A 19,564-nucleotide genomic window follows, 5' to 3' on the forward strand; every position below is an offset into this window, starting at 1 on the left:
TATCGATCAGTTTTCCTGAGCGATGTGGTGCGAGCGCGTGCAAAATCCCGTCACGACTCAGATGATCCTTGAGTTATGGGCTATGTAGCTGACGCAAACCGTTACAACGTCATCGAATACGCGCGCAGCGGTAGAAGCGGTCTGATGCTGCCCCGTATCTCTCTGGGGCTGTGGAACAACTTCGGCGACGACCGACCTCTCGAGATCCAGCGCGCCATCGTGCGGCGCGCCTTCGATCTTGGCGTGATCCACTTCGACGCGGCCAATAATTACGGCCCTCCCGCCGGATCGGCGGAGAGAAATTTCGGTCGCATTCTCGAACAGGACCTCCGAGCCCACCGCGACGAGATCGTCATCTCGACGAAGGCCGGCTACGACATGTCCGAGGGGCCTTACGGCGAGTGGGGATCGCGCAAGACGATGCTCTCCTCACTCGACCAGTCCCTGTCCCGGCTGAACGTCGACTACGTCGATATCTTCTATTCCCATCGGCCTGACCCCAACACACCCATCGAAGAGACCATGGGTGCCTTGGCCCACGCCGTTCGTCAGGGCAAAGCTCTCTATGTCGGAATCTCAAACTACGATCCGGCCGAAACCCGTTCCGCTGCCAGCGCTCTGAAGGCGGAGGGTGTGCCCCTGACGATCCATCAACCGTGTTACAACATGTTCGATCGCGCCCCAGAGCAAGGCCTGTGGGAGGCGATCACGGAGATCGGTGCCGGCAGCATCGTCTACTCCCCATTGGCCCAGGGCCTGCTGACTTCGCGCTATCTCAACGGTGTTCCGGCCGGCTCGCGAGCCAGCGTGGGCCGCTGGATGACTGAGGCCAACATCTCCGAGGTCTATCTAGAGCGGGCCCGCGGTCTCGATGCCATAGCAAGACAACGCGGCCAATCGCTCGCGCAGCTGGCGATCGCCTGGGTGCTTCGGCAGCCGGCGGTGACCAGTGCCCTGGTCGGTGCGTCGAGCGTCGCTCAACTCGAAGACAGTCTGCAGGCATTGAACAACCTCGACATCACCGACGACGAACTGGCGCACATCGAGGCCTTCGCAGTAGACGGCACCGGTGAACTGTGAGACTGCCTGGGCCTGACTAGTCTTCCGAAGGCTCGCCGTCCGCGGCGGCCGCCGTCGCATCAGCTTCAGCCCGAAGGCGCCGCCGGAACATTCGGCGGCGCTTTTCTGGTGGTTCGTGCGATGTCATCTCCACGCCCTTGTACACGGCCAGGTACACCGAGATCGTCGTAACGATGATGATCATCAGCACGGGGCCCAGCACGATGCCCCAGAAGCCGAACATCGCGATACCCGAGAACACCGCCAGCAGCATCAGGGCCGGATCCAGCCGGGCCTCGCGCGGCACCAGGATCGGTCGCAGGAAGTTGTCGACGTTGGTGACGCCGATGATGTGGAACAGCACCACGAACAGACCGCCGCCGATGTTGCCGAAGAACATCATCCCGATGCCGAACGGGATCGTGATGATGCCGCTGCCCAGCGGGATCACCGACAATGCGGTCAGGAAGATCGCGAAGATGAAGAACCCCTGGTGGAAGCCGCCGATGTAGATCGACGCCGCGCCCAGCACGCCCTGCACCAGCGCGATGATGAACTGGCCCTTGACAGTTCCCTTGACCATCGCGCCCATCTTGGCCAGATAGAGGTCGGTGACCTCCTCGCCCAGCGGGTTGAGCCTGCGGATCAACAGGAGCAACTGCTGCTGATTGGTCAGCAGCGAGACCAGCACGTACAAGAAGATGATCGCGGAGGTGACCACGCCGATCACCCCGCCCGCGGCACCCTGCAGTGCGTGCAGCGCCCACCGGCCGAGGTTCTGGGAAACGCTGATCATCGTGTCGCGCAGCGAATCCGTCGAGACGGCGAAGTGGCCGAACGGCAGTTTGGCCAGCGCCTGGTTGACGTACTCGAGCGCGTTGTTGCCGACCGTGGACATGTCCGCGGTCTCCACCCAGTCCGCCACATGGATGACCATGTGCGAAATCTGAAGCACCGCAAGCGTTAACAACGCTCCAACGGGGATGATGACGGTCGCCAACGCGGCCAGCACCGTCAGTGTCGCCGACAGGCCGGACCCGAACCGTTGCCGGCACCGGTTGTACAGGGGAGTGAACAGATAGGCGACGATCGCCGCGATCACCACCAGGATGAAGTAGTGCCGCAGGAAGTACGCCCCCAACACCAGGGCGAGCAGCGTGATGATCGCCAGCGCGCGCTTCTGGGTCAGGGTGAATTCGGTGTTCACCGAACTACTGATTCATCAGCCGGGTCAGGTGCTCTGCGATGTTCGGGTAGCGCTTCAAGTGCGCGCCGCCGTTGAGGTCGAGGATCTCTCCGGTCAGCCACGAGGACTGCGGCGAGCACAAGAACGCCACCGCGTCGGCGATGTCCTGCGGCGTGCCTGCCCGTCCCAGCGCGGTGTTCTCGACGTATTCGTCGACCACTCCGGGGACCACGGCCGCGCCCTCGGTCAGTGGCGTGTGGACGAAGCCGGGTGCGACGGCGTTGACCCGAATCCCGCGCGGGCCCAACTCCAATGCCGCCACCTGTGTCAGCATCGACAGCCCGGCTTTGGCCGCACAGTAGGCACTCATCCCGATCGCCGGCTGGCGGGCGTTGAGCGACGTCAGCGACACCAACGTGCCGCCCTCGCCGAGATGACGCCCGGCGTGCTTGATCACGATGAACGCACCGTTGAGGCAGACGTCCACCACCGAGCGGAACTGCTCGACATCCAATTCGGTGATGACCCCGAACCCGCTGAACCCGGCACAGTTGACCACCACGTGCAGCCCGCCCTCGCGTGCCACCACATCGTCGAAAAGCGTTGCCACCGAGGCTTCGTCGGTGACCTCCACCGCCGCCCAGGTATGCGGTTCGCCCAGCGTCGCCCCGCGCTCCTGTGCCAGCTCGGTGTTGCGGTCGGCAATCGTCACCCGCGCACCCTGCGCCGCCAGTGTCTGTGCCGTCGCCCAGCCGATCCCGGAAGCGCCTCCGATGATGACCGCCACCCGTTCGCTCATGACACCTTCCCGTCGTTTTCCGGAGCACCCCACTTGCGCCGCACCGCCTCCCACGGATTGCCGTAACCGGGCGGTTGGCCGCGGTACGGCGACTGGCGTTTGAGGAACTCGCGGGCCACGGGCGCGATGACCCGGAACGCGTACCGCTTCCAGCCCACCTTGTCGGCGGTCTCGGTCAGCATGTCCGGCCACGAGTAATGCTGATGCTTGAGCACGGCCTGGGCGGTCGCCGAGTCCATCCAGTCGGTGGCGAACCAGCCGCCGTCGTCGTTCGGGTCGCCCTTGCGTCCCGGCGGCAGCGCCCCGACCAGCCCCATGGCCGCAGACGTCGCCGACCCGATCTCGCCCTGCCGCAGCCGGTGGCTGTCGTCGCCCCCGATCAGCAGGGTCTGGCCCAGGACGTCGGCCGTGGTGGCCGCGGCGAACGCGAACGCCACGTCGCGGACGTCCACGGTCTGCAGCCGTCCATCGGTGGGCAGCACGCCCTCGAAGAAGATCAGATTGGGGTCCATGCCCAGGTTGGGTTCGGTGGTCAGCACGCCGCCCAGCCGCAGGATCACCCAGTCCAGACTCGACGCCCGCACCAACGCCTCGGCCTCGACCTTGTGCTTGCCGTAGTTGTCGTACGGGTTCACCGGCGTCTCGGCGGTCAGCACATCGGTGATCGTGTAGGGGTTGCGCGGCCCGTAGACGGCGATGCTCGACGCCTGCACCAGGCGCGGCGGTTTCGCTTGTGCCTCAGCGGCTTTCACCAGGTTCGCGGTTGCGCCCACGTTTACCTTGTAGGCCAACCCTGGCTTGGCGTAACACAGCGGCGGAATCACCGCGGCCAGATGGATGACCGCGGCGGGGGACACCACCGCCAGCAGCGATTCGACCGCGGCCGGGTCGGTGAGATCGGCCCAGCGCACCTGCACTCCGGACGGCAGGTCGGCGGCGGCCTTGCGGTTCGCCTCGGTCTCGAGGTCGGTGGCCACCACACGACGGCCGGCGCTCGCCAACTGCTTGACCGTCGCGCTTCCCACCAACCCGAATGCGCCGGTTACCAGCACAGCGTCGGACATCAAGCCCCCTTCATCGCGGTTCTGGAACGCGTTCTAGTGAAGCATGGCGCCTCACGCAGCGGAAACCTATATGGCTCATACCGGTGTCGACCATCTGTGGACGGCGTGCGGCGGGCCGGTAGCGCATGCAGTAGCTGTCCGCGCACAAGAACGAGCCACCCTTGACGACCTTGCGCGGGACCCTGAACTGAGGCTGCGCGGGGTCGTAGCTGGCGGCCTCGGTCCCGCCATACCAGTCGGTGGTCCATTCCCAGACGTTGCCCGCCATGTCGAACAGGCCGTAGGCGTTGGGCGGGAAGCTGCCGACATCGGCGGTCCGCCCGTAGCCGGGTTCGGGGCGCCACGGGAATTCGCCGTGCCAGTAGTTCGCCAGCCGCTCGCCGGGTCTTTCGGGTTGCTCGCCCCACGTGTAGGCGGCCTGGTCCAGGCCCCCGCGGGCCGCCGTCTCCCACTCCGCTTCGGTGGGCAAGGCCAGCCCCGCCCACGTCGCGTACGCCTGCGCGTCCTCGAAGGCGACGTGTACGACGGGATGCGCGGCCCGTTTGTCGATCGACGAGTTCGGGCCCCGCGGGTGCCGCCACGACGCGCCGGGTGTCCAGGTCCACCACTGGCTGAGGTGGCGCAGGTCGACGGGTCCGCTGGTGCGGTGGAACACCATCGAGCCGGGTTGCAGGTTCGCGGCGGGCGCGCCCGGATAGTCGGCAGGGTTCAACGGCCGCTCTGCCACGGTGAGATAGCCGGTGGCCGCGACGAATTCGGCGAAATCGGCGTTGGTGACCTGGCGAGCCTGGATCGAGAAGCCGTCGACCGTGACGGAATGCGCCGGAGCTTCTTCGGGGTAGTGCCGGTCGGACCCCAGCACGACGGTCTGGCCAGGGATCCGGATCAGCTCGGGCTCAGTCACCGAAGACGGTTCGCCAGTCGTCGCGCATACTGGCCCGGGTCCAGCCGAATTTCTCGGCATGGTCCAGAGCCTTCTCCGCGCCTGCGGTGTAGGCGAATTCGCGCTCAGCGTCGTCGTGGCAGACGAGCATCGCCAGTGACGGTCCGGCCCCCGCCACGGTGTACTGCAGCATCTCGATATCGCCGTTCGAGTTACCCACCGCGAGGATCGGCCGCCGGCCCACCCGCCCCCAGATCCGGACCGGCTTGACCGGGCCGTCGTTGAGGAATTCGGGTTGCGCGGTGGTCAGCAGTTCGCCGTTCTGGAAGATCAATCCGACCGAACTGCCGATCACCCGCTCGGGTGGAACCCCATACATCGCTGTCGTGACCGGTCGCATGAAGTCGCGGCCCCCACCGGAGACGATGTAGTTGGTGAAGCCGAACGACTCGAGGTAGCGCAACAACTCGACCATCGGCCGGTACCCGCATGCGGTGTACGCCCGACCCAGCGACGGGTGCTTCGCCTCGGCGAAGAATGCGCTCACCCTGGCGGCGTGCTCCTCGGTGCTGATCGTCGCGTTGGCCGAAAGTACGGCCCCGGCAAGTAGTTTGAGATCCGAGTCGTCACCGTTGTAGTGCTTGGTGACGGCGTCCCCGAACCAGTGGAGGTCGCCGGCGGCCGCCGCGGCGTACGGCTGCTTGTCGCCGAGCGCGGGGTCGGCGGCCACCTGTTCGGCAATCCGGCGCACCAGAAAGTCGAGCTGGATGTAGGCCGGCTTCTCACACCACAATGTGCCGTCGTTGTCGAACACGGCGACGCGTTCCTCGGGTGCCACCGAATCGGCTGCGCGGGCTACGAATTCAACGAGCGCCGACTTCGTGGGGCCGTCGTGCCACGAGTCCAGCATCTAGTCGGCAGCCAAGAATTCGTCGAGCTTCTTGACGATCTGGTCGATGCTGAAGCTGGCCGGTGGGTGTCGCGGCGGAAACTCCTTGAACGTGTCCAGGAACGCCGCGGCCATGGCGGTCGCGTAGAAGGCGAAGAAGTCTCGCCGGAGGAACCACTCGTAGTACGTGTTCGACGTGATGTCGGCGTACTCGAACGGGTCGGTGCGCAGGTTGAACAACTTCGGCACCCGCAGTTCGGTGAACGGCTCCGCCCAGATCTGCAGCGTGCCTTGGCATCGTTGTTCGGCGAACACGATCTTCCAGTTCTCGAATCGCATCGCAACCATCTGGGCGTCGTCGTTGAAATAGAAGAAGCCGCGGCGCGGACTGTGCTCGACCTCGCCCATCAGGTACGGCATCAGGTTGAACCCGTCGATGTGTACCTTGTACTCGATATCGCCGATCTGATAGCCCTTGCGCAGCTTGTCGCTGACGTCGGGGTCGCCCGCGGCGGCCAGCAGCGTGGGCAGCCAGTCGTGGTGCTGGATGATGTCGTTGGAAACGCTGCCCGCCTTGATCTTTCCCGGCCAGCGGATCATCTCCGGAACCCGGTACGCGCCTTCCCAGTTGGTGTTCTTCTCGCTGCGGAAGGGTGTTGTGCCAGCGTCCGGCCACGAGTTGCGGTGCGGGCCGTTGTCGGTGGAGTAGATGACGATGGTGTCGTCGGCGATGCCGAGCTCGTCGAGCGCGTCGAGCACCGTCCCCACGTTCTTGTCGTGGTCGATCATCGCGTCGTGGTACTCGGACTGCCAGAGCCCGGCCTGCCCTCGGCTCTCGGGTTTCACATGCGTGTAGAGGTGCATGTGGGTGAAATTGCACCACACGAAGAACGGGTTGCCGGCCTCATGCTGGCGCTTGATGTACTCGACGGTGCGATCGGCGATGTCGTCGTCGATGGTTTCCATGCGCTTGGCGGTCAGCGGCCCGGTGTCCACGATGGTCTGTTTGCCCACTGGACCGAATTTCTCGTCATCGGGTTCTGTCGACACCTCGTCGAGGGCCTTGCAGTCCATCACCCCGCGCGGCAGCGCCTTCTCGTACAGACGCGGGAACTGATCCTTGTGCGGGTAGTCGAACTGCTCAGGTTCTTCCTCGGCGTTGAGGTGGTAGAGGTTGCCGTAGAACTCGTCGAAGCCGTGCACGGTCGGCAGGTACTTGTTCAGATCGCCGAAGTGGTTCTTGCCGAACTGGCCGGTGGCGTAACCCAGCGGCTTGAGCAATTCGGCGATGGTCGGGTCTTCGGCGGCCCAGCCGATGTCGACGCCGGGGACCCCGACTTTGCTCATGCCGGTCCGGTACACACTTTGGCCGCTGATGAATGCTGCTCGTCCGGCCGTGCAGCTCTGCTCGCCGTAGGAGTCGGTGAAGCGCATGCCTTCGTTGGCGATGCGGTCGATGTTGGGCGTGCGATAGCCCATGATTCCGTCGCTGTAACAGCTGAGGTTGGTGATCCCGATGTCGTCGCCCCAGATGACCAAGATATTGGGCTTGCCGTCAGGCATGAGGTGCCTCCTGGTTGGTCGAATCCCCGCGTGCTGCCAACGCTATTCGCATCGAAGGTCGGCTGTCACGGTTCTGCGCGTTCTCAACGCTCGCTACGCTCGGAACCATGGTGAGGCGACGTGGCCTGGTGGTGCTCGTGCTTGGCGTGGCGTTGGCGGGCTGCGGTGCTCACGGCGCGCACGCACCCGTCACAACCGCAGCCGGCGGCGCGGTCATCCTCAACGATGTCTCTGTCAATACCGTGCTGGACGCGATCGCGAAAGCGAACTTGCCTGCGGTGAATGCCCACGACGTGACGTCGACGACGTGTCCGGAGGCGGGCTGCGTGCAGGCGACCGACACCGACACCCTGTCGATCCTGAAGTTCCCCAGCACCGGACGCGCAGAGCTCTACGCCGCTGCGGTTCCTGAGATGTTGCAGGTCGAAGACATCGTCGTGGTCTTCGCCCCGACGCTCACCGGCGAGCAGAAGGCCGCGTACGGGCAGGTGGTCAAAGACGTGATGTTGACACCTGCCCACCCATAGATAACACTCGTTTCCGATGGATGCGGCAGACGGCTGGACACGCCTGATCGACGGCCTTCGTGATGCCGGGAAGAAGCTCGACGAGCTCACCGCCGGCCTCGACCCTCGGGAACGTGAAGACGGGTTCCGAGCTCTGTTCCGCGCCTTGAACAACCTGACCGGTCGGTTCGAAAGTGATTCCGACACACCGGAGTTGATGCCGTTCAACGGCTGGCGTGAGAAGTTCTTCATGGACAACCCCGACTATCGGTATTGGATCACCGACATCCGGGATGACCGCGCCTACCGCATCACCGGCAACGTCGGCGACTCCCGGTACCAGTCGATCACGGTCTACTCCGGCACCCTGGCCACGGCCGCCGCGGTGGCCCGCGTCGACACCGACGGCCTGGTGATCGACGCCGATGGCACCTTCGAGTTGGCGCTGGACGTACCCGCGGGTGCGACGTCGGTGTGGGTGCGCTACATCCACGACGTCGTCGACCCGCAGCGCCCAGGATGGTGCCGGATCGACACGGTGAATCCACCCGTCTCGGCCCCGCAGCCCGATCCCGCGGACCTCAAGCGCCGACTCTCGCAGCTCGGCGCGTTCATGGCGCAGATCCCGACCGTGTATCAGTTCTCGGTTGTCGAGGACGTCGCTGCGCCGAACGCCGTGCGGCACTGGTCGGCAATGACGGGCGGTGCGGCCTTCACCGAACCCGGTATCGAATACGTGCGCGGGGCGTGGAACCTCGACGAGGGGGAGGCGCTCGCCATTGAAGGCGCCGTGCCAGAGTGCCGGCACTGGAACATCGTGCTCTACAGCCGATTTCTGAACTCTCTCGACTACCGGCATCGGGTCGTGTGCCGCACCGGAGCGACCAGCACGGTGTCGGACGGGCGCTTTCGCTTCGCACTCGCCGAGCACGATCCCGGCATCGACGGCTACGACTGGCTCGACACCGAGGGTCGGACGTTCGGCCTGTTCGTCATGCGGTTCCTGCAACCGCCGGGGGATCCAGAGCTGCCGACGGTTCGGCGGGTCAGGGTGGCCGAGCTATGACGTGGACTCCTCCTGCCCGCACTCCCGTGGCGCTGCAGGTGTACGCGGCAGCGGAGAAGGATCGGTCCGAGCGGCCCGAGCAGTACCGGTTCGACGCCGAGGCGGTGATCAGGCGCGCCACCAAACACGGTGCCAGCGTTGATGATTTCGCTGACGGCTGGCGCGAGGGGCTCGACGTGTTCCTCGGCTCAGCCGAGCAGGATGCGAGGCTCAACGCCGTCGGCATCCGGATGGCACTGCAAGCCGCAGCCGGCCGGCTGACGGCCGGCGCCCAGATCGCCCAGTGCTTCCGGGACAATCCCGGCCTGCGGGAGACCCCACTCGCACCCCCGATCGTCATCGTCGGCGGCTGGCGCACCGGCACGACCTTCCTGTTCCGTCTCCTGGGTCGCGATCCACGGCTGCACGCCCCGCTGCCGGTCGAACTCGTGGCGCCCTGGTTGCCGCCGGACTCGGAGATCACCTCTACCGCAAGCCAATTGCTGCACACCCTGAACCCGGATATGGCGTTCGTGCATCCGTCGGGACCGAATCTGCCCGAAGAGTGTGTGCTCGCGCTGGGCACCGATCTGCGGAACTGGGGCTTCACGTCGATGATGCGGCTGCCGTCCTATGCCGCCTGGCTTGCGGCTCAGGATTTCGCCGGATCCTACGCGCGGTATCGAGAGATACTGCAGCTCATTGGTTCTCGTGATGAGCGGCGGTTCGTCCTCAAGGCGCCTGCTCATACCGCGGAGCTGGATCACCTGGTCGAGGCGTTCCCCGGTGCGATCGTGGTGCAGATCCACCGCGACATCGTCGACACGTTGACCTCCGGTGCGACATTGTTCGGCGTGTACCGGGCGACCTACAGTGACGATGTCGACGCAGAGGACGTCGGCCGTCAGCAGGTGGATCAGAGCGAGCTGTGGTTCCGCCGGGCCGCCGCCTTCCGGGCTTCCGCCACGAATACCTTTGTCGACCTGGACTATTCGATGCTGGTGAACGACACCGCCGCCTGTCTGGAGATGATCTACGCCGCGGCCGGTATGGAGCCGGTCGAGCGACCGGGCGAGTTCGTCGAGGCCTATCACGCCGCGCACCCGCGGGAGGCGCATGGCTATCAGCGCTGCACGCCAGAAGATTTCGGGCTTGATCCAGGTGAGCTGCGTGAGCGCTTCTCCTGAGGACCGGTGGCGGGGGACATCGTCTGACGAACGCGCCGGCGAGCGGCGGGAGCGCCTGATCGCTGCCTGCCACGAGATCGTCGGCACTGAGGGTGCTTCCGCGCTGGCGGTGCGGGCGGTGTGTCGCGCGGCAAACGTCAGCCCGCGGCACTTCTACGAGAGCTTCGACGACGCCGACGCATTGCTGCTGGCGACGTACGAACGGGCCGTGCAGCAGCTTCGGGACGCGATCGGTGCCGCGGTGGCCGACTCAGGTGCGGCCGAGTTCGAGGATCGCTTGCGCACGGCGTTCGAAACGGCCGCCAATCATCTTGAGGCGCACCCGGAGTCCGGTCGAATCATCTTCCGGGAGGCGCTGACCAACGACGTCTTGCGCGCCCGCGGGGTGGTCGCGTTGCCCGCGTTTGTGGGAGGAATGCGGCCCCGCCGGCATCTGGACGCCACCCTGCTGTCCGGCGGGCTGGCTGCGGCTTTCATCGAATGGCTGTCCGGTACCGGCAAGTTCACCCGCGACGAGCTGGTGACCTACTGCACGAAAGCGACTTTGACCCTGCTGTCGATGGAGCTACCAGAGTAAGGGGATTTCAATGTTCGACGAAGAGATGTTCCAGCAGGCATTGGACCGCCCACGGCTGCAAGGGCATGTGCCCACGTACCTGGATTCCAATCGCGCCGAACCGATTCGGGTCTACCAGGAGCCCGAACTGCAGGCGATGACCAAACAATGGTTCGTGGATTTCGACCGCAAGCTCGAGCACTACAGCACGCAGTTCGGCACCGACCTGTCCTGGGTGATGACCTGGGCCAAGAAATACTGGTGGAGCTTCCTGGTCCGCGACATGGACCTCAACCACGAGCTGTACGCACCCGACATCCGCTACACCGACGTCACCACCTTCGGCAGGACGATCGTGGGCATCGACGACTTCGTCACGTACAACTTCGCGTTCTTCGAGGCGATACCGGACTGGCGCTACGACCCGCTACCCGACCAGGTGTACCTCGACGTCACCCCGGAAGGCACTGTGCGAACAGTGATCCGCTACATCGGCAGTGGCCATTGGACCGGACCGCTGCGGCTCTATCCCTACGACGATTCGGCGCCGTGCATCTATGGCAACGGCCGGTTCATCCAGGCCCCGGCCGTCGACCGCTACCACTTCAACGCCGACGGCTTGATGGAGGAGGGGGAGACCCTCTACGACATCCTCGACGGACTGCAGCGCGGGGGAGTGCTCCCCAAGGACGACAGCTTGCTGTTCCACGGCATGTTCGCCGCGTCCCGCATACCCGTTGTGGCGCAGGCGGCGTGGCGGCGGCTGCGGGCGATGGCGTCCTAGCTCTTCTTCATCTCGGCGAAGAGGTCGGTGTAGTACGGCAGGCACTCTTTGAGCGCTTGCTCGGTGGTGAACAGCGGCTGGTACCCGAGGTCGCGGCGAGCCTTGTCGATGGAGAAGTAGTTGTCGATCGAGACCCGTTCCACCGCAAGAGGTTCCAGCGGCGGCTGGGGCAGACCGAACTTGAAGTGCAGCCACTGCCAGCCGCTCAGCAGCGCATGGACCACCCCGCCGGGAACCCAGACGGTCGGCCACTTTTCGCCGCAGGCCTCGACGACCGGCCGGGAGAAGTCGAACATGTTGATCGGTTCGCCGTCGTTGATGAAGTAGGCCTGGCCGGGTGCTGAGCCGCCGTCGACCAAATGCTCTGCGGCCAGGATGAATCCGTGCACCAGGTTGTGTACGTAGGAGTTGTCGAGCTTGGCGTCTTTGTTGCCCACCAGGACCTTGACGCGGCCGGCCTGCACGTTCTCGAACAGCTTGCGGAACATGGTCTGATCGCCGCGGCCCCAGATGCCGCTCGGCCGGATCGAGCAGGCGAGCATGCCGTCCACGCCGTTCTGGCTGAGCACGAACTTCTCGGCGACCACCTTGGTCTCGGTGTAGAGGTCGTTGAATCGCGCCGTGTACGGCAGGGTCTCGTCCCCGCCGTTGATGCGCTGGCCGCCCATGACCACGCTGTTGGACGCGGTGTAGACGAAGCGTTTGACGCCGGCCGCCTGCCCGGCCTGAACCAGGTTCTTGGTGCCGCCGACGTTGACGTCGAAGCTGCGCTTGCGGTACTCGTCGGTGACCGATGCCCCGCCCATCAGATCGATGATCGCGGCGGTGTGGAAGATCGTGTCGATCCCGTCGACCGCCGCCGCGACGGTGGCGGTGTCGCAGATATCGCCCTGGAGCACCTCGAGGCGCTCGTGAGGTGGCAGCGCGGAGGCGGCCCGGTCGAAGGCGCGCACGAAGTGTCCGCGCTCGAGCAGTTCGGTCACCAGATTGCCGCCGACGAAGCCGGCGCCGCCGGTCACCAGGACGCGGCCGAGTTCAGTCGTCAGCGTTGAGTCACCCATGGCGGCGAGGATAACTGAAACACGTTCCAGTTTTCCAATACCGCAGGTAATGGACCCGGGCCGCTCAGTCCTCGTCGTCGTCGCGTGCGCCCAGCGCATCCTCGATGCGTTTGCGGGCTCCGGCTAAGTGCTGTTCGCAGCGTCGTGCCAGTTCCTCGCCTCGTTCCCACAGTTTCAGCGACGAATCAAGATCGAGCCCGCCTTGCTCGAGCACCCGGACGACGTCGATCAACTCGTCGCGGCACTCTTCATAGCCAAGCTCACTAATGGGCTTCATATCGTCAGACGTACTCATGCGGCTCCATCCGTCGGGCCCGTACTGGTGGCGCCGATCGCGCCGTCGCCGACCCGGATGCGCAGCCGGGTCCCGGCGGGCGCATCGGCGCTGGTGCGAAGAATCTCGCCGTCGGCCGTCTGAACCACGGCGTAGCCACGGGCCAACGTCGCCGCGGGGCCCAGGGTGGCCAGCCGGGCGGCAAGGTGGCCGATCCGGTCGGATTCGGCCACCACCAGCCGCTTCACATCGCGGCGCACCGCCGCGCGGGCCCGCTCGATCTCCTCGCCGCGCTGCGTCAGTCCGCGCAGGGGATCGGCCAGCACCGGCCTGCTGCGCAGATTCGTCAGCGTGCGTTGTTCGCGGCCGACCCAATTGCGCAGCGCCTGGGCGCTGCGCTGCCGCAGCTCGGTGACCAGGGCGCCTTCGGCGACGGCGTCGGGGACGACCTTCTTGGCGGCATCGGTGGGCGTGGCCGCGCGCAGGTCGGCGACCAGGTCGCACAGCGGGTTGTCGGGCTCGTGGCCGACCGCGCTGACCACCGGGGTGGTGCAGGCGGCGATCGCGCGGCACAGCGTCTCGTCGGAGAACGGCAGCAGGTCTTCCACGCTGCCGCCGCCGCGGGCGATCACGATGACGTCGACCTCGGGATCGGCGTCCAGCTCGGCCAGCGCCTCGACGATCTGTGCGACGGCGTTGACGCCCTGTACCGCGGTATTGCGGATCGCGAAGCGCACCGCCGGCCAGCGGGCGGCGGCCACCGTCGTCACATCGTGCTCGGCCGCGCTGGCCCGTCCGGTGATCAGCCCGACGGTCGACGGCAGGAACGGAAGCCGGCGTTTGAGGCGCGGGTCGAACAAGCCCTCGGCCTCCAGCAGCTTGCGCAGCCGCTCGATGCGGGCCAGCAGCTCGCCGACGCCGACCGCGCGAATATCGCTGACGCGCAACGAGAATGAGCCCCGGACGGTGTAGAAGGTGGGCTTGCCGCACACCACGACCTGGGTGCCCTCGGTGAGCTTCACCGGGGCCGCGAGCACCAGATCACGCGGGCAGCTGATGTCGAGTGACATGTTGGCCGCCGGATCGCGCAGCACCATGAAGGCCGTCGAACTGCGCACGTTGATCTGGGTCAGCTGACCCTCGACCCACACGGTGCCGAGCTTCTCGATCCAGCCGGCGACGCGGATGGCGACCGCACGGACCGGATACGGGTTCTCCGCAGAGTTGCCCTGGGCGGTGGTCACTTGGCGGACGCGCGGGTGATCCTGTTGGCCAGCAGAGTCTGGAACGGTGCGCGGGCCTTGGAGGACTCCTCATAGGCCAGCAGCGCCTCGAGATCGGCGACGCTCAGCGACTGCAGGCGGGCACGCAGCTGGGCCAGCGTCAGCGACTCGTAGTCGAGTTCCTCGACGATCTCCGGCGCGGTCGCGGTGGCCGTCGCCGTGGTGGTGGCCTGGGACTTGGTCTCGACCCCGTCGGTGACGGTGTAGAGCGCGAAACGGCCCTCGGTCAGGCGTTCACCGTCGAGCACGGGTCCGTCGTCGTCGGCTTCGTCCTCGTCGAAGGTCGCCCACTCGGGCTGTTCGTCCTTCGGCGGGAAGATGTTCTCCAGCGCGGAGTCGCCCTTGATGACCAGGTCAGCGAGGTCTTGCTGCACCTTCATTACGATGTGCGCGATATTGCTGGCCACCGTCATCGGGTACATCAGGATGGTCTGGGGCAGCTTCCGGGTTTCCTCGACGGCGGTCACAGCAGCGCCGACCAGCAGACGAACCCCATACGGTGCAGTTGCCATGGGCCCCAGCCTACGGCTGGCCCGGTCAGGTTGCGGGAACGTACCCTGAAACCATGCCGCCTACCGTCAACATGGGGATTCCCGGCGCCGCCAGCACGGCAGCCGAGCCTGTCACCGGCAAGCGGGTGCTTCTGGCCGAGCCGCGGGGCTACTGCGCGGGCGTGGACCGCGCCGTCGAGACCGTCGAGCGCGCGCTGGAGAAGCACGGGGCGCCGGTCTATGTGCGCCACGAGATCGTGCACAACCGCTACGTGGTGGAGACGCTGGCCAAGGCCGGCGCGGTGTTCGTCGAGCAGACCGATGAGGTGCCCGAGGGTGCCATCGTGGTGTTCTCCGCCCACGGTGTCGCGCCGACGGTCCACGAGGAAGCCGCGGCGCGCAATCTCAAGACCATCGACGCCACCTGCCCGCTGGTCACCAAGGTGCACAACGAGGCCAAGCGGTTCGCCCGTGACGACTACGACATCCTGCTCGTCGGCCATGAGGGCCACGAAGAGGTCGTCGGCACCGCCGGTGAAGCGCCCGACCATGTTCAGGTCGTCGACAACCCCGACGCCGTCGACAAGGTCACCGTGCGCGACCCCAACAAGGTCATCTGGCTGTCCCAGACGACGCTGAGCGTCGACGAGACCATGGAGACGGTGCGCCGGCTGCGCGAGAAGTTCCCGACGTTGCAGGACCCGCCCAGCGACGACATCTGCTACGCCACCCAGAACCGCCAGGGCGCGGTCAAGGCGATGGCGCCCGAATGCGACCTGGTGATCGTGGTCGGCTCGCGGAATTCGTCGAACTCGGTGCGCCTGGTCGAGGTCGCGCTGAATGCCGGCTCGAATGCGGCCAGGCTGGTCGACTACGCCGAGGACATCGACTCGGCGTGGCTGTCCGGGGTCACCACCGTCGGGGTGACGTCAGGTGCGTCCGTTCCCGAGATCCTGGTGAAGGGTGTGCTGGACCGGCTGGCCGAATACGGTTACGGCACTGTGCAATCGGTGACGACGGCCAACGAGACGTTGGTGTTCGCACTGCCGCGAGAGATTCGTCCCGCCCGGGCCTAGACCGTCAGCGGTCGGAACGCCAGGACTCGGCGTCCCATTCACTCGAGCGTCGCGGCCTGCGCGGCGAGCTCTGAGCGTCGTCTTCACCTTCGCCGCGATAGCGCACCCGCGACACCGGGTGATGGGTTCCGCTGTCGCCGTTGGTCCGGGGCGGACGCTGCCGGGGCGGCGGCTCGTAGGACGGATACGGCTCGTAGGGCGGGTACGGCCGGGCAGCGCCGTAGGGGTCGCGGCGTTCGCGAGGTACACGCGGTTCCCGAGGCTCACGCGGTTCGCGGGGCTCACGCCGGGACGACGGCGGTACGCGGTTCGGGTCGCGCGGCTGGCGGCGGCGCCGCGGGGGATCGCTGTAGTCGGGATCGGCGTCGGGTCGGCGTCGCGTCGACGAGCGACGGGGACGCTCGGGCGCCTCGGTGATGTCGTCCAGCGGGGGACGGGCGTGCCGTGAGCGGGTCGGCGCGGGCCGCTTGCCGGATCGGCTCGAGCTCGAGCGCCGCTTCGCGGTGGCGGGGCGCTCGATGCCGTGCCGCGGTGCTTCCTCCTCGTCCTCGTCGGCGTCGTCGCGCCGGACGGCCGAGGTGAGCTTGGCCACCAGCCCGGCGAACATCCCGGGGGTCGCCTCGGCATCAGGGTCGGCAGGGTCGGCGGCCACCGTCGACTTGCCCGACATCGCGAAGTACCAGCGCACCAAACCGATGAGCAGCACGCCCGCCGACGTGAAGAGCATCAGCGGGAAGCGCTCGATCAGTGGATAGCCGAAGTTGATCAGGGTGTCCTTGATGCCGGTGAACTCCGCACCGTGGAACAGGAAGTAGGCACTGGGCACGGCGACGAACAGGATCAGCGGCGGCTGGATCACGGCGGTGAAGATGCTGGACTGGCGGACCGCCAGCACGGCGGCCACACAGCCGACGGCGTACATGACGGAGAAGACGGTGCCGAGATCCTTATTGCTCGAGCCGGCATCGAAGGCGAATCCAATTGTGGTGGCGATCACAGCAATCAGAACGGCACCCCACCAGGGCACGCCGGGGAGATTCGGATGCGCCGAGCGATTCGCGGCCGCCACCGACGACCTGGCTCGCTGTGCTGACACACGTAGACCGTACCGGTTCTGGCTGAATGTGGACCGGCGGCGGGGCCGTGGGCGTGGGGGTCTGGAGGACCTTTCTCCTAGACTGTGTTCCCTGTGAGCCTGAGCCTGGGAATCGTCGGTCTGCCCAACGTGGGAAAATCGACTCTGTTCAACGCGCTGACCCGCAATAACGTGCTGGCAGCCAACTATCCGTTCGCCACCATCGAGCCCAATGAGGGCGTGGTTCCGTTGCCGGACCCGCGGCTGGCAAAACTTGCTGAGATCTTCGGCTCAGAGCGGATCCTGCCCGCGCCGGTCACGTTCGTCGACATCGCCGGAATCGTGAAGGGCGCGTCCGAGGGCGCGGGCCTGGGCAACAAGTTCCTGGCGAACATTCGTGAGTGCGACGCGATCTGTCAGGTCGTCCGGGTGTTCGCTGACGACGACGTGGTCCACGTCGACGGCAAGGTGGACCCAAAGTCCGACATCGAGGTCATCGACACCGAGCTGATCCTGGCCGACCTGCAGACGCTGGAGAAGGCGATACCCCGGCTGGAGAAGGAAGCCCGCAACAACAAGGAGCGCAAGCCGGTCCACGAGGCGGCGGTCGCGGCCCAGCAGGTGCTGAATGACGGCACGACGCTGTTCGCCGCGGGTAAGAAGGTCGACTCTGATCTGTTGCGCGAGCTGAACCTGTTGACCACCAAGCCGTTTCTCTACGTGTTCAACTGCGACGAGTCGGTGCTCACCGACCCCGAGCGGGTTGCCTCGCTGCGGGAGATGGTCGCACCGGCCGATGCGGTGTTCCTGGACGCCAAGATCGAGGAGGAGCTCCAAGAGCTCGACGACGAGTCGGCCGCCGAGCTGTTGGAGTCGATCGGGCAGACCGAGCGCGGGCTGGATGCGTTGGCGCGGGCCGGTTTCCACACGCTGAAGCTGCAGACCTACCTGACGGCGGGGCCAAAAGAGGCCCGCGCGTGGGTGATTCACCAGGGTGATACCGCTCCCAAGGCGGCCGGTGTCATTCACACCGACTTCGAGAAGGGCTTCATCAAGGCCGAAGTCGTGTCGTACGACGACCTGGTGGCGGCCGGCAACATGGCGGCGGCCAAGTCCGCGGGCAAGGTGCGGATGGAAGGCAAGGACTACGTGATGGTCGACGGCGACGTGGTGGAATTCCGGTTCAACGTGTAGTCGACATGTCCGAAGTGCGACGCACATCCGTGCTCGTTCGTACTCTGGAACCCTGGTTCATCGTCGACCGTTTCCAGGAGGTGCAATGACGCCCGAGGAAGTAGTTCGCGCCGAATTGAATGCATGGCACGGGCTCGATGTCGATGAGATCGTCAGCCATTTCCATCTCGATGGCATCTGGGACAACGTGGCGCTGGGCGTCCACCGAGGACGCGACGAAATTCGCCAGGCTGTCGAAGGCTACGTTCGGCGCACCGACTCCTTCGACGCGGAGATCCTGAACGTCGCGGTCAACGGCGACACGGTGCTGATAGAGCGCGTCGACCACATGGTCTACGACGGCAACAAGATTGCGGCCCGCTGTATGGGAGCCTTCGACGTGGTCGACGACAAGATCGTCGCTTGGCGCGATTACTTCAATGTGCCTCGCTAAGGCTGTGTTTCCGACGTATCGAAGTACTGCACCAGACAGAACTCATGGCCCTCGGGATCCAGCATGTTCAGAACGACGCCCTCGTCGTAATCGTGTCGCGAGCCTGAGAAGCGTCCGCCGAGGTTCTCGACCTGCTGGCGGCCGTCGTCGATATCGTCGACCTCGAGATCGAGGTGGATGCGGACCTTGTCGGCTTTCGGTTCCGGTACGCGCTGAAACGTGAGTCGGGGTAGCGGTCCCGACCGCGAACCCACGGTCGCCCAATTGGGGTCGGAGCCATGTTCGTTCGAGGCTGGAATGCCAAGCAAGGCGGCCCAGAAGGTCGACATCCGAATGGGATCGGCACAGTCGATAGTTACTCCAGCCCAGTGGTTAGCCATCCGCCGAGTGTGCTGCCTATGTGCGGGATCGGCACGCTTTTTCTGCGTAGGGAGCACACTCGCGATGAGTTAGGCCGCGTGCGCGAGTCTGTATGGCATGGGAAAACTCAGTTACGACACAACGGTATCCCTCGACGGCTACGTCAACGACGCGGACGGCGACTTCCAGTGGTCGGGCCCGGACGATGCGGTGTTCGCCGTCCACGTCGAGCGCATGGCGGACGTGACGATCGAGGTGCTGGGGCGCAAGACGTTCGCGCTGATGCAGTACTGGGAGACCGATCCGGTCGACGAGGTCTGGGGTCCGGCTGAGCAGGAGTTCGCCAGGCGCTGGCGCAACATCGACAAGGTGGTGGTGTCGTCGACACTGACGAGTGAGATCGAGACAGACCGAGTCCGCCTGCTGCCCGACCTGAGCCTGGACGAGCTACGCCGCATCGTCGACAGCACGGCGGGCGTCGTCGAGATCTTCGGGCCCACCACCGCGGGCCCGGCCATCCGTGCCGGCCTGGTCGACGAGTTCCAGTTCTTCGTGGTCCCCAAGGTCGTCGGCGGCGGTCTGCGCGCCCTGCCCGACGATGTGCGGCTCGACCTCAGACTCGCCGACCATCGCGTCTTCGACAACGGCACCGCCCAGCTGCGCTATGTGCGTGGTGACTGATCTGACGTTGCCATTGGTCTGCCGCTGTGACAGCTTGGTAGGCAGAGCCTGAAGATTGGCTTCCGGACGATGGGTGCCGTACCCGGTGTGCGACAAGACGGCCCAGGAGCATCGT

Annotated in this window: 21 protein-coding genes, 1 pseudogene and 1 riboswitch; of the genes and pseudogenes, 10 read left to right on the forward strand and 12 right to left on the reverse strand. The window is 65.8% G+C overall.

Annotated features, from left to right (window positions below):
• Positions 1 to 75 precede the first annotated feature (75 nt).
• On the forward strand, positions 76 to 1,080 hold the full coding sequence (locus tag EV580_RS24805) for an aldo/keto reductase (protein ID WP_133694516.1): 1,005 nt from the start codon (positions 76 to 78) through the stop codon (positions 1,078 to 1,080).
• Positions 1,081 to 1,096: 16 nt separating this feature from the next.
• Here the strand turns inward: EV580_RS24805 and EV580_RS24810 are convergent, their stop codons facing one another.
• Genes EV580_RS24810 through EV580_RS24835 form a run of 6 tightly spaced genes read right to left on the reverse strand, consistent with a single transcriptional unit; the run spans position 1,097 to position 7,443 of the window.
• Positions 1,097 to 2,266 carry an AI-2E family transporter gene (locus EV580_RS24810; RefSeq protein ID WP_133694518.1) on the reverse strand — a complete coding sequence of 390 codons (1,170 nt, stop codon included), beginning with the start codon at positions 2,264 to 2,266 and terminating at the stop codon, positions 1,097 to 1,099.
• 4 nt (positions 2,267 to 2,270) lie between these two features.
• On the reverse strand, positions 2,271 to 3,044 hold the full coding sequence (locus EV580_RS24815; protein ID WP_133694520.1) for an SDR family NAD(P)-dependent oxidoreductase: 774 nt from the start codon (positions 3,042 to 3,044) through the stop codon (positions 2,271 to 2,273).
• Complete coding sequence (locus EV580_RS24820; protein ID WP_133694521.1) at positions 3,041 to 4,108, reverse strand: NAD-dependent epimerase/dehydratase family protein; 1,068 nt, start codon at positions 4,106 to 4,108, stop codon at positions 3,041 to 3,043. Before EV580_RS24820 ends, EV580_RS24815 begins: the two co-directional genes overlap by 4 nt.
• 10 nt (positions 4,109 to 4,118) lie before the next feature.
• A complete protein-coding gene (locus EV580_RS24825; protein ID WP_133694523.1) occupies positions 4,119 to 5,012 on the reverse strand; it encodes a formylglycine-generating enzyme family protein in 894 nt (297 codons plus the stop codon).
• Positions 5,005 to 5,901, reverse strand: a complete 897-nt coding sequence (locus EV580_RS24830; RefSeq protein ID WP_133694525.1) for an HAD family hydrolase — start codon at positions 5,899 to 5,901, stop codon at positions 5,005 to 5,007. The genes EV580_RS24825 and EV580_RS24830 overlap by 8 nt, the downstream gene beginning before the upstream one ends.
• A complete protein-coding gene (locus EV580_RS24835; RefSeq protein ID WP_133694526.1) occupies positions 5,902 to 7,443 on the reverse strand; it encodes an arylsulfatase in 1,542 nt (513 codons plus the stop codon).
• A 107-nt stretch (positions 7,444 to 7,550) separates the two neighbouring features.
• On the opposite strand from EV580_RS24835, the gene EV580_RS24840 reads away from it, so the two are divergent.
• The 5 genes from EV580_RS24840 to EV580_RS24860 are packed head-to-tail and all read left to right on the forward strand — an operon-like array spanning position 7,551 to position 11,521.
• On the forward strand, positions 7,551 to 7,970 hold the full coding sequence (locus EV580_RS24840) for a hypothetical protein (protein ID WP_133694528.1): 420 nt from the start codon (positions 7,551 to 7,553) through the stop codon (positions 7,968 to 7,970).
• 16 nt (positions 7,971 to 7,986) lie between these two features.
• On the forward strand, positions 7,987 to 9,015 hold the full coding sequence (locus tag EV580_RS24845) for a DUF1214 domain-containing protein (RefSeq protein ID WP_133694530.1): 1,029 nt from the start codon (positions 7,987 to 7,989) through the stop codon (positions 9,013 to 9,015).
• Positions 9,012 to 10,181 (forward strand): sulfotransferase family protein, encoded by a 1,170-nt coding sequence (locus EV580_RS24850; protein WP_133694531.1) that lies wholly within the window; start codon positions 9,012 to 9,014, stop codon positions 10,179 to 10,181. The genes EV580_RS24845 and EV580_RS24850 overlap by 4 nt, the downstream gene beginning before the upstream one ends.
• Positions 10,165 to 10,758: a TetR/AcrR family transcriptional regulator gene (locus EV580_RS24855; RefSeq protein ID WP_286171847.1), complete on the forward strand. Its 594-nt coding sequence runs from the start codon at positions 10,165 to 10,167 to the stop codon at positions 10,756 to 10,758. The genes EV580_RS24850 and EV580_RS24855 overlap by 17 nt, the downstream gene beginning before the upstream one ends.
• Positions 10,759 to 10,768: 10 nt before the next feature.
• Entirely contained in the window at positions 10,769 to 11,521 is a 753-nt protein-coding gene (locus EV580_RS24860) for a nuclear transport factor 2 family protein (RefSeq protein ID WP_133694535.1), read from the forward strand.
• Here EV580_RS24860 and EV580_RS24865 read toward each other — a convergent pair.
• From EV580_RS24865 to EV580_RS24880, 4 genes and pseudogenes are all read right to left on the reverse strand, one after another.
• Positions 11,487 to 12,594 (reverse strand): annotated as a pseudogene (locus EV580_RS24865) (NAD-dependent epimerase/dehydratase family protein); the annotation flags it as partial. The gene EV580_RS24860 and the pseudogene EV580_RS24865 overlap by 35 nt on opposite strands.
• A 52-nt stretch (positions 12,595 to 12,646) precedes the next feature.
• Entirely contained in the window at positions 12,647 to 12,877 is a 231-nt protein-coding gene (locus EV580_RS24870) for an exodeoxyribonuclease VII small subunit (RefSeq protein ID WP_208114660.1), read from the reverse strand.
• Positions 12,874 to 14,100, reverse strand: a complete 1,227-nt coding sequence (gene xseA, locus EV580_RS24875) for an exodeoxyribonuclease VII large subunit (RefSeq protein ID WP_133694537.1) — start codon at positions 14,098 to 14,100, stop codon at positions 12,874 to 12,876. The genes EV580_RS24870 and xseA overlap by 4 nt, the downstream gene beginning before the upstream one ends.
• A complete protein-coding gene (locus EV580_RS24880; protein ID WP_133694539.1) occupies positions 14,097 to 14,651 on the reverse strand; it encodes a lipid droplet-associated protein in 555 nt (184 codons plus the stop codon). Before EV580_RS24880 ends, xseA begins: the two co-directional genes overlap by 4 nt.
• A gap of 53 nt (positions 14,652 to 14,704) precedes the next feature.
• Here EV580_RS24880 and EV580_RS24885 point away from each other — a divergent pair, with 53 nt between their 5' ends.
• A complete protein-coding gene (locus EV580_RS24885) occupies positions 14,705 to 15,706 on the forward strand; it encodes a 4-hydroxy-3-methylbut-2-enyl diphosphate reductase (protein ID WP_133694541.1) in 1,002 nt (333 codons plus the stop codon).
• A 4-nt stretch (positions 15,707 to 15,710) separates the two neighbouring features.
• On the opposite strand, the gene EV580_RS24890 is transcribed toward EV580_RS24885, so the two are convergent.
• Complete coding sequence (locus tag EV580_RS24890) at positions 15,711 to 16,802, reverse strand: DUF6542 domain-containing protein (RefSeq protein WP_133694542.1); 1,092 nt, start codon at positions 16,800 to 16,802, stop codon at positions 15,711 to 15,713.
• A 93-nt stretch (positions 16,803 to 16,895) separates the two neighbouring features.
• Between EV580_RS24890 and ychF the strand changes: the two genes are divergently transcribed.
• Together ychF and EV580_RS24900 are read left to right on the forward strand one after the other, a co-directional pair.
• The gene (ychF, locus tag EV580_RS24895) at positions 16,896 to 17,975 is read left to right on the forward strand and encodes a redox-regulated ATPase YchF (protein ID WP_133694544.1); all 1,080 of its coding nucleotides are present in this window, start codon (positions 16,896 to 16,898) and stop codon (positions 17,973 to 17,975) included.
• Between the two features lie 85 nt (positions 17,976 to 18,060).
• Positions 18,061 to 18,408 (forward strand): limonene-1,2-epoxide hydrolase family protein, encoded by a 348-nt coding sequence (locus EV580_RS24900; protein ID WP_133694546.1) that lies wholly within the window; start codon positions 18,061 to 18,063, stop codon positions 18,406 to 18,408.
• Here the strand turns inward: EV580_RS24900 and EV580_RS24905 are convergent.
• Positions 18,405 to 18,788, reverse strand: a complete 384-nt coding sequence (locus EV580_RS24905) for a VOC family protein (protein WP_133694547.1) — start codon at positions 18,786 to 18,788, stop codon at positions 18,405 to 18,407. The genes EV580_RS24900 and EV580_RS24905 overlap by 4 nt on opposite strands.
• Positions 18,789 to 18,885: 97 nt before the next feature.
• Here EV580_RS24905 and EV580_RS24910 point away from each other — a divergent pair, with 97 nt between their 5' ends.
• Positions 18,886 to 19,449 carry a dihydrofolate reductase family protein gene (locus tag EV580_RS24910; protein WP_133694549.1) on the forward strand — a complete coding sequence of 188 codons (564 nt, stop codon included), beginning with the start codon at positions 18,886 to 18,888 and terminating at the stop codon, positions 19,447 to 19,449.
• Positions 19,450 to 19,490: 41 nt separating this feature from the next.
• Positions 19,491 to 19,556: riboswitch (guanidine-III (ykkC-III) riboswitch) on the forward strand.
• Positions 19,557 to 19,564 lie beyond the last annotated feature (8 nt).

The sequence above is a fragment of the Mycobacterium sp. BK086 genome (assembly GCA_004362315.1).
GTDB lineage: Bacteria > Actinomycetota > Actinomycetes > Mycobacteriales > Mycobacteriaceae > Mycobacterium.

Bases quoted from the DNA above. Each gene is read 5' to 3' on its own strand.
- EV580_RS24805 (WP_133694516.1), top strand. From the start codon at position 76: ATGGGCTATGTAGCTGACGCAAACCGTTACAACGTCATCGAATACGCG.
- EV580_RS24815 (WP_133694520.1), bottom strand. From the start codon at position 3,044: ATGAGCGAACGGGTGGCGGTCATCATCGGAGGCGCTTCCGGGATCGGC.
- EV580_RS24820 (WP_133694521.1), bottom strand. From the start codon at position 4,108: ATGTCCGACGCTGTGCTGGTAACCGGCGCATTCGGGTTGGTGGGAAGC.
- EV580_RS24830 (WP_133694525.1), bottom strand. From the start codon at position 5,901: ATGCTGGACTCGTGGCACGACGGCCCCACGAAGTCGGCGCTCGTTGAA.
- EV580_RS24835 (WP_133694526.1), bottom strand. From the start codon at position 7,443: ATGCCTGACGGCAAGCCCAATATCTTGGTCATCTGGGGCGACGACATC.
- EV580_RS24840 (WP_133694528.1), top strand. From the start codon at position 7,551: ATGGTGAGGCGACGTGGCCTGGTGGTGCTCGTGCTTGGCGTGGCGTTG.
- EV580_RS24845 (WP_133694530.1), top strand. From the start codon at position 7,987: ATGGATGCGGCAGACGGCTGGACACGCCTGATCGACGGCCTTCGTGAT.
- EV580_RS24850 (WP_133694531.1), top strand. From the start codon at position 9,012: ATGACGTGGACTCCTCCTGCCCGCACTCCCGTGGCGCTGCAGGTGTAC.
- EV580_RS24860 (WP_133694535.1), top strand. From the start codon at position 10,769: ATGTTCGACGAAGAGATGTTCCAGCAGGCATTGGACCGCCCACGGCTG.
- EV580_RS24870 (WP_208114660.1), bottom strand. From the start codon at position 12,877: ATGAGTACGTCTGACGATATGAAGCCCATTAGTGAGCTTGGCTATGAA.
- EV580_RS24880 (WP_133694539.1), bottom strand. From the start codon at position 14,651: ATGGCAACTGCACCGTATGGGGTTCGTCTGCTGGTCGGCGCTGCTGTG.
- EV580_RS24885 (WP_133694541.1), top strand. From the start codon at position 14,705: ATGCCGCCTACCGTCAACATGGGGATTCCCGGCGCCGCCAGCACGGCA.
- EV580_RS24900 (WP_133694546.1), top strand. From the start codon at position 18,061: ATGACGCCCGAGGAAGTAGTTCGCGCCGAATTGAATGCATGGCACGGG.
- EV580_RS24905 (WP_133694547.1), bottom strand. From the start codon at position 18,788: ATGGCTAACCACTGGGCTGGAGTAACTATCGACTGTGCCGATCCCATT.
- EV580_RS24910 (WP_133694549.1), top strand. From the start codon at position 18,886: ATGGGAAAACTCAGTTACGACACAACGGTATCCCTCGACGGCTACGTC.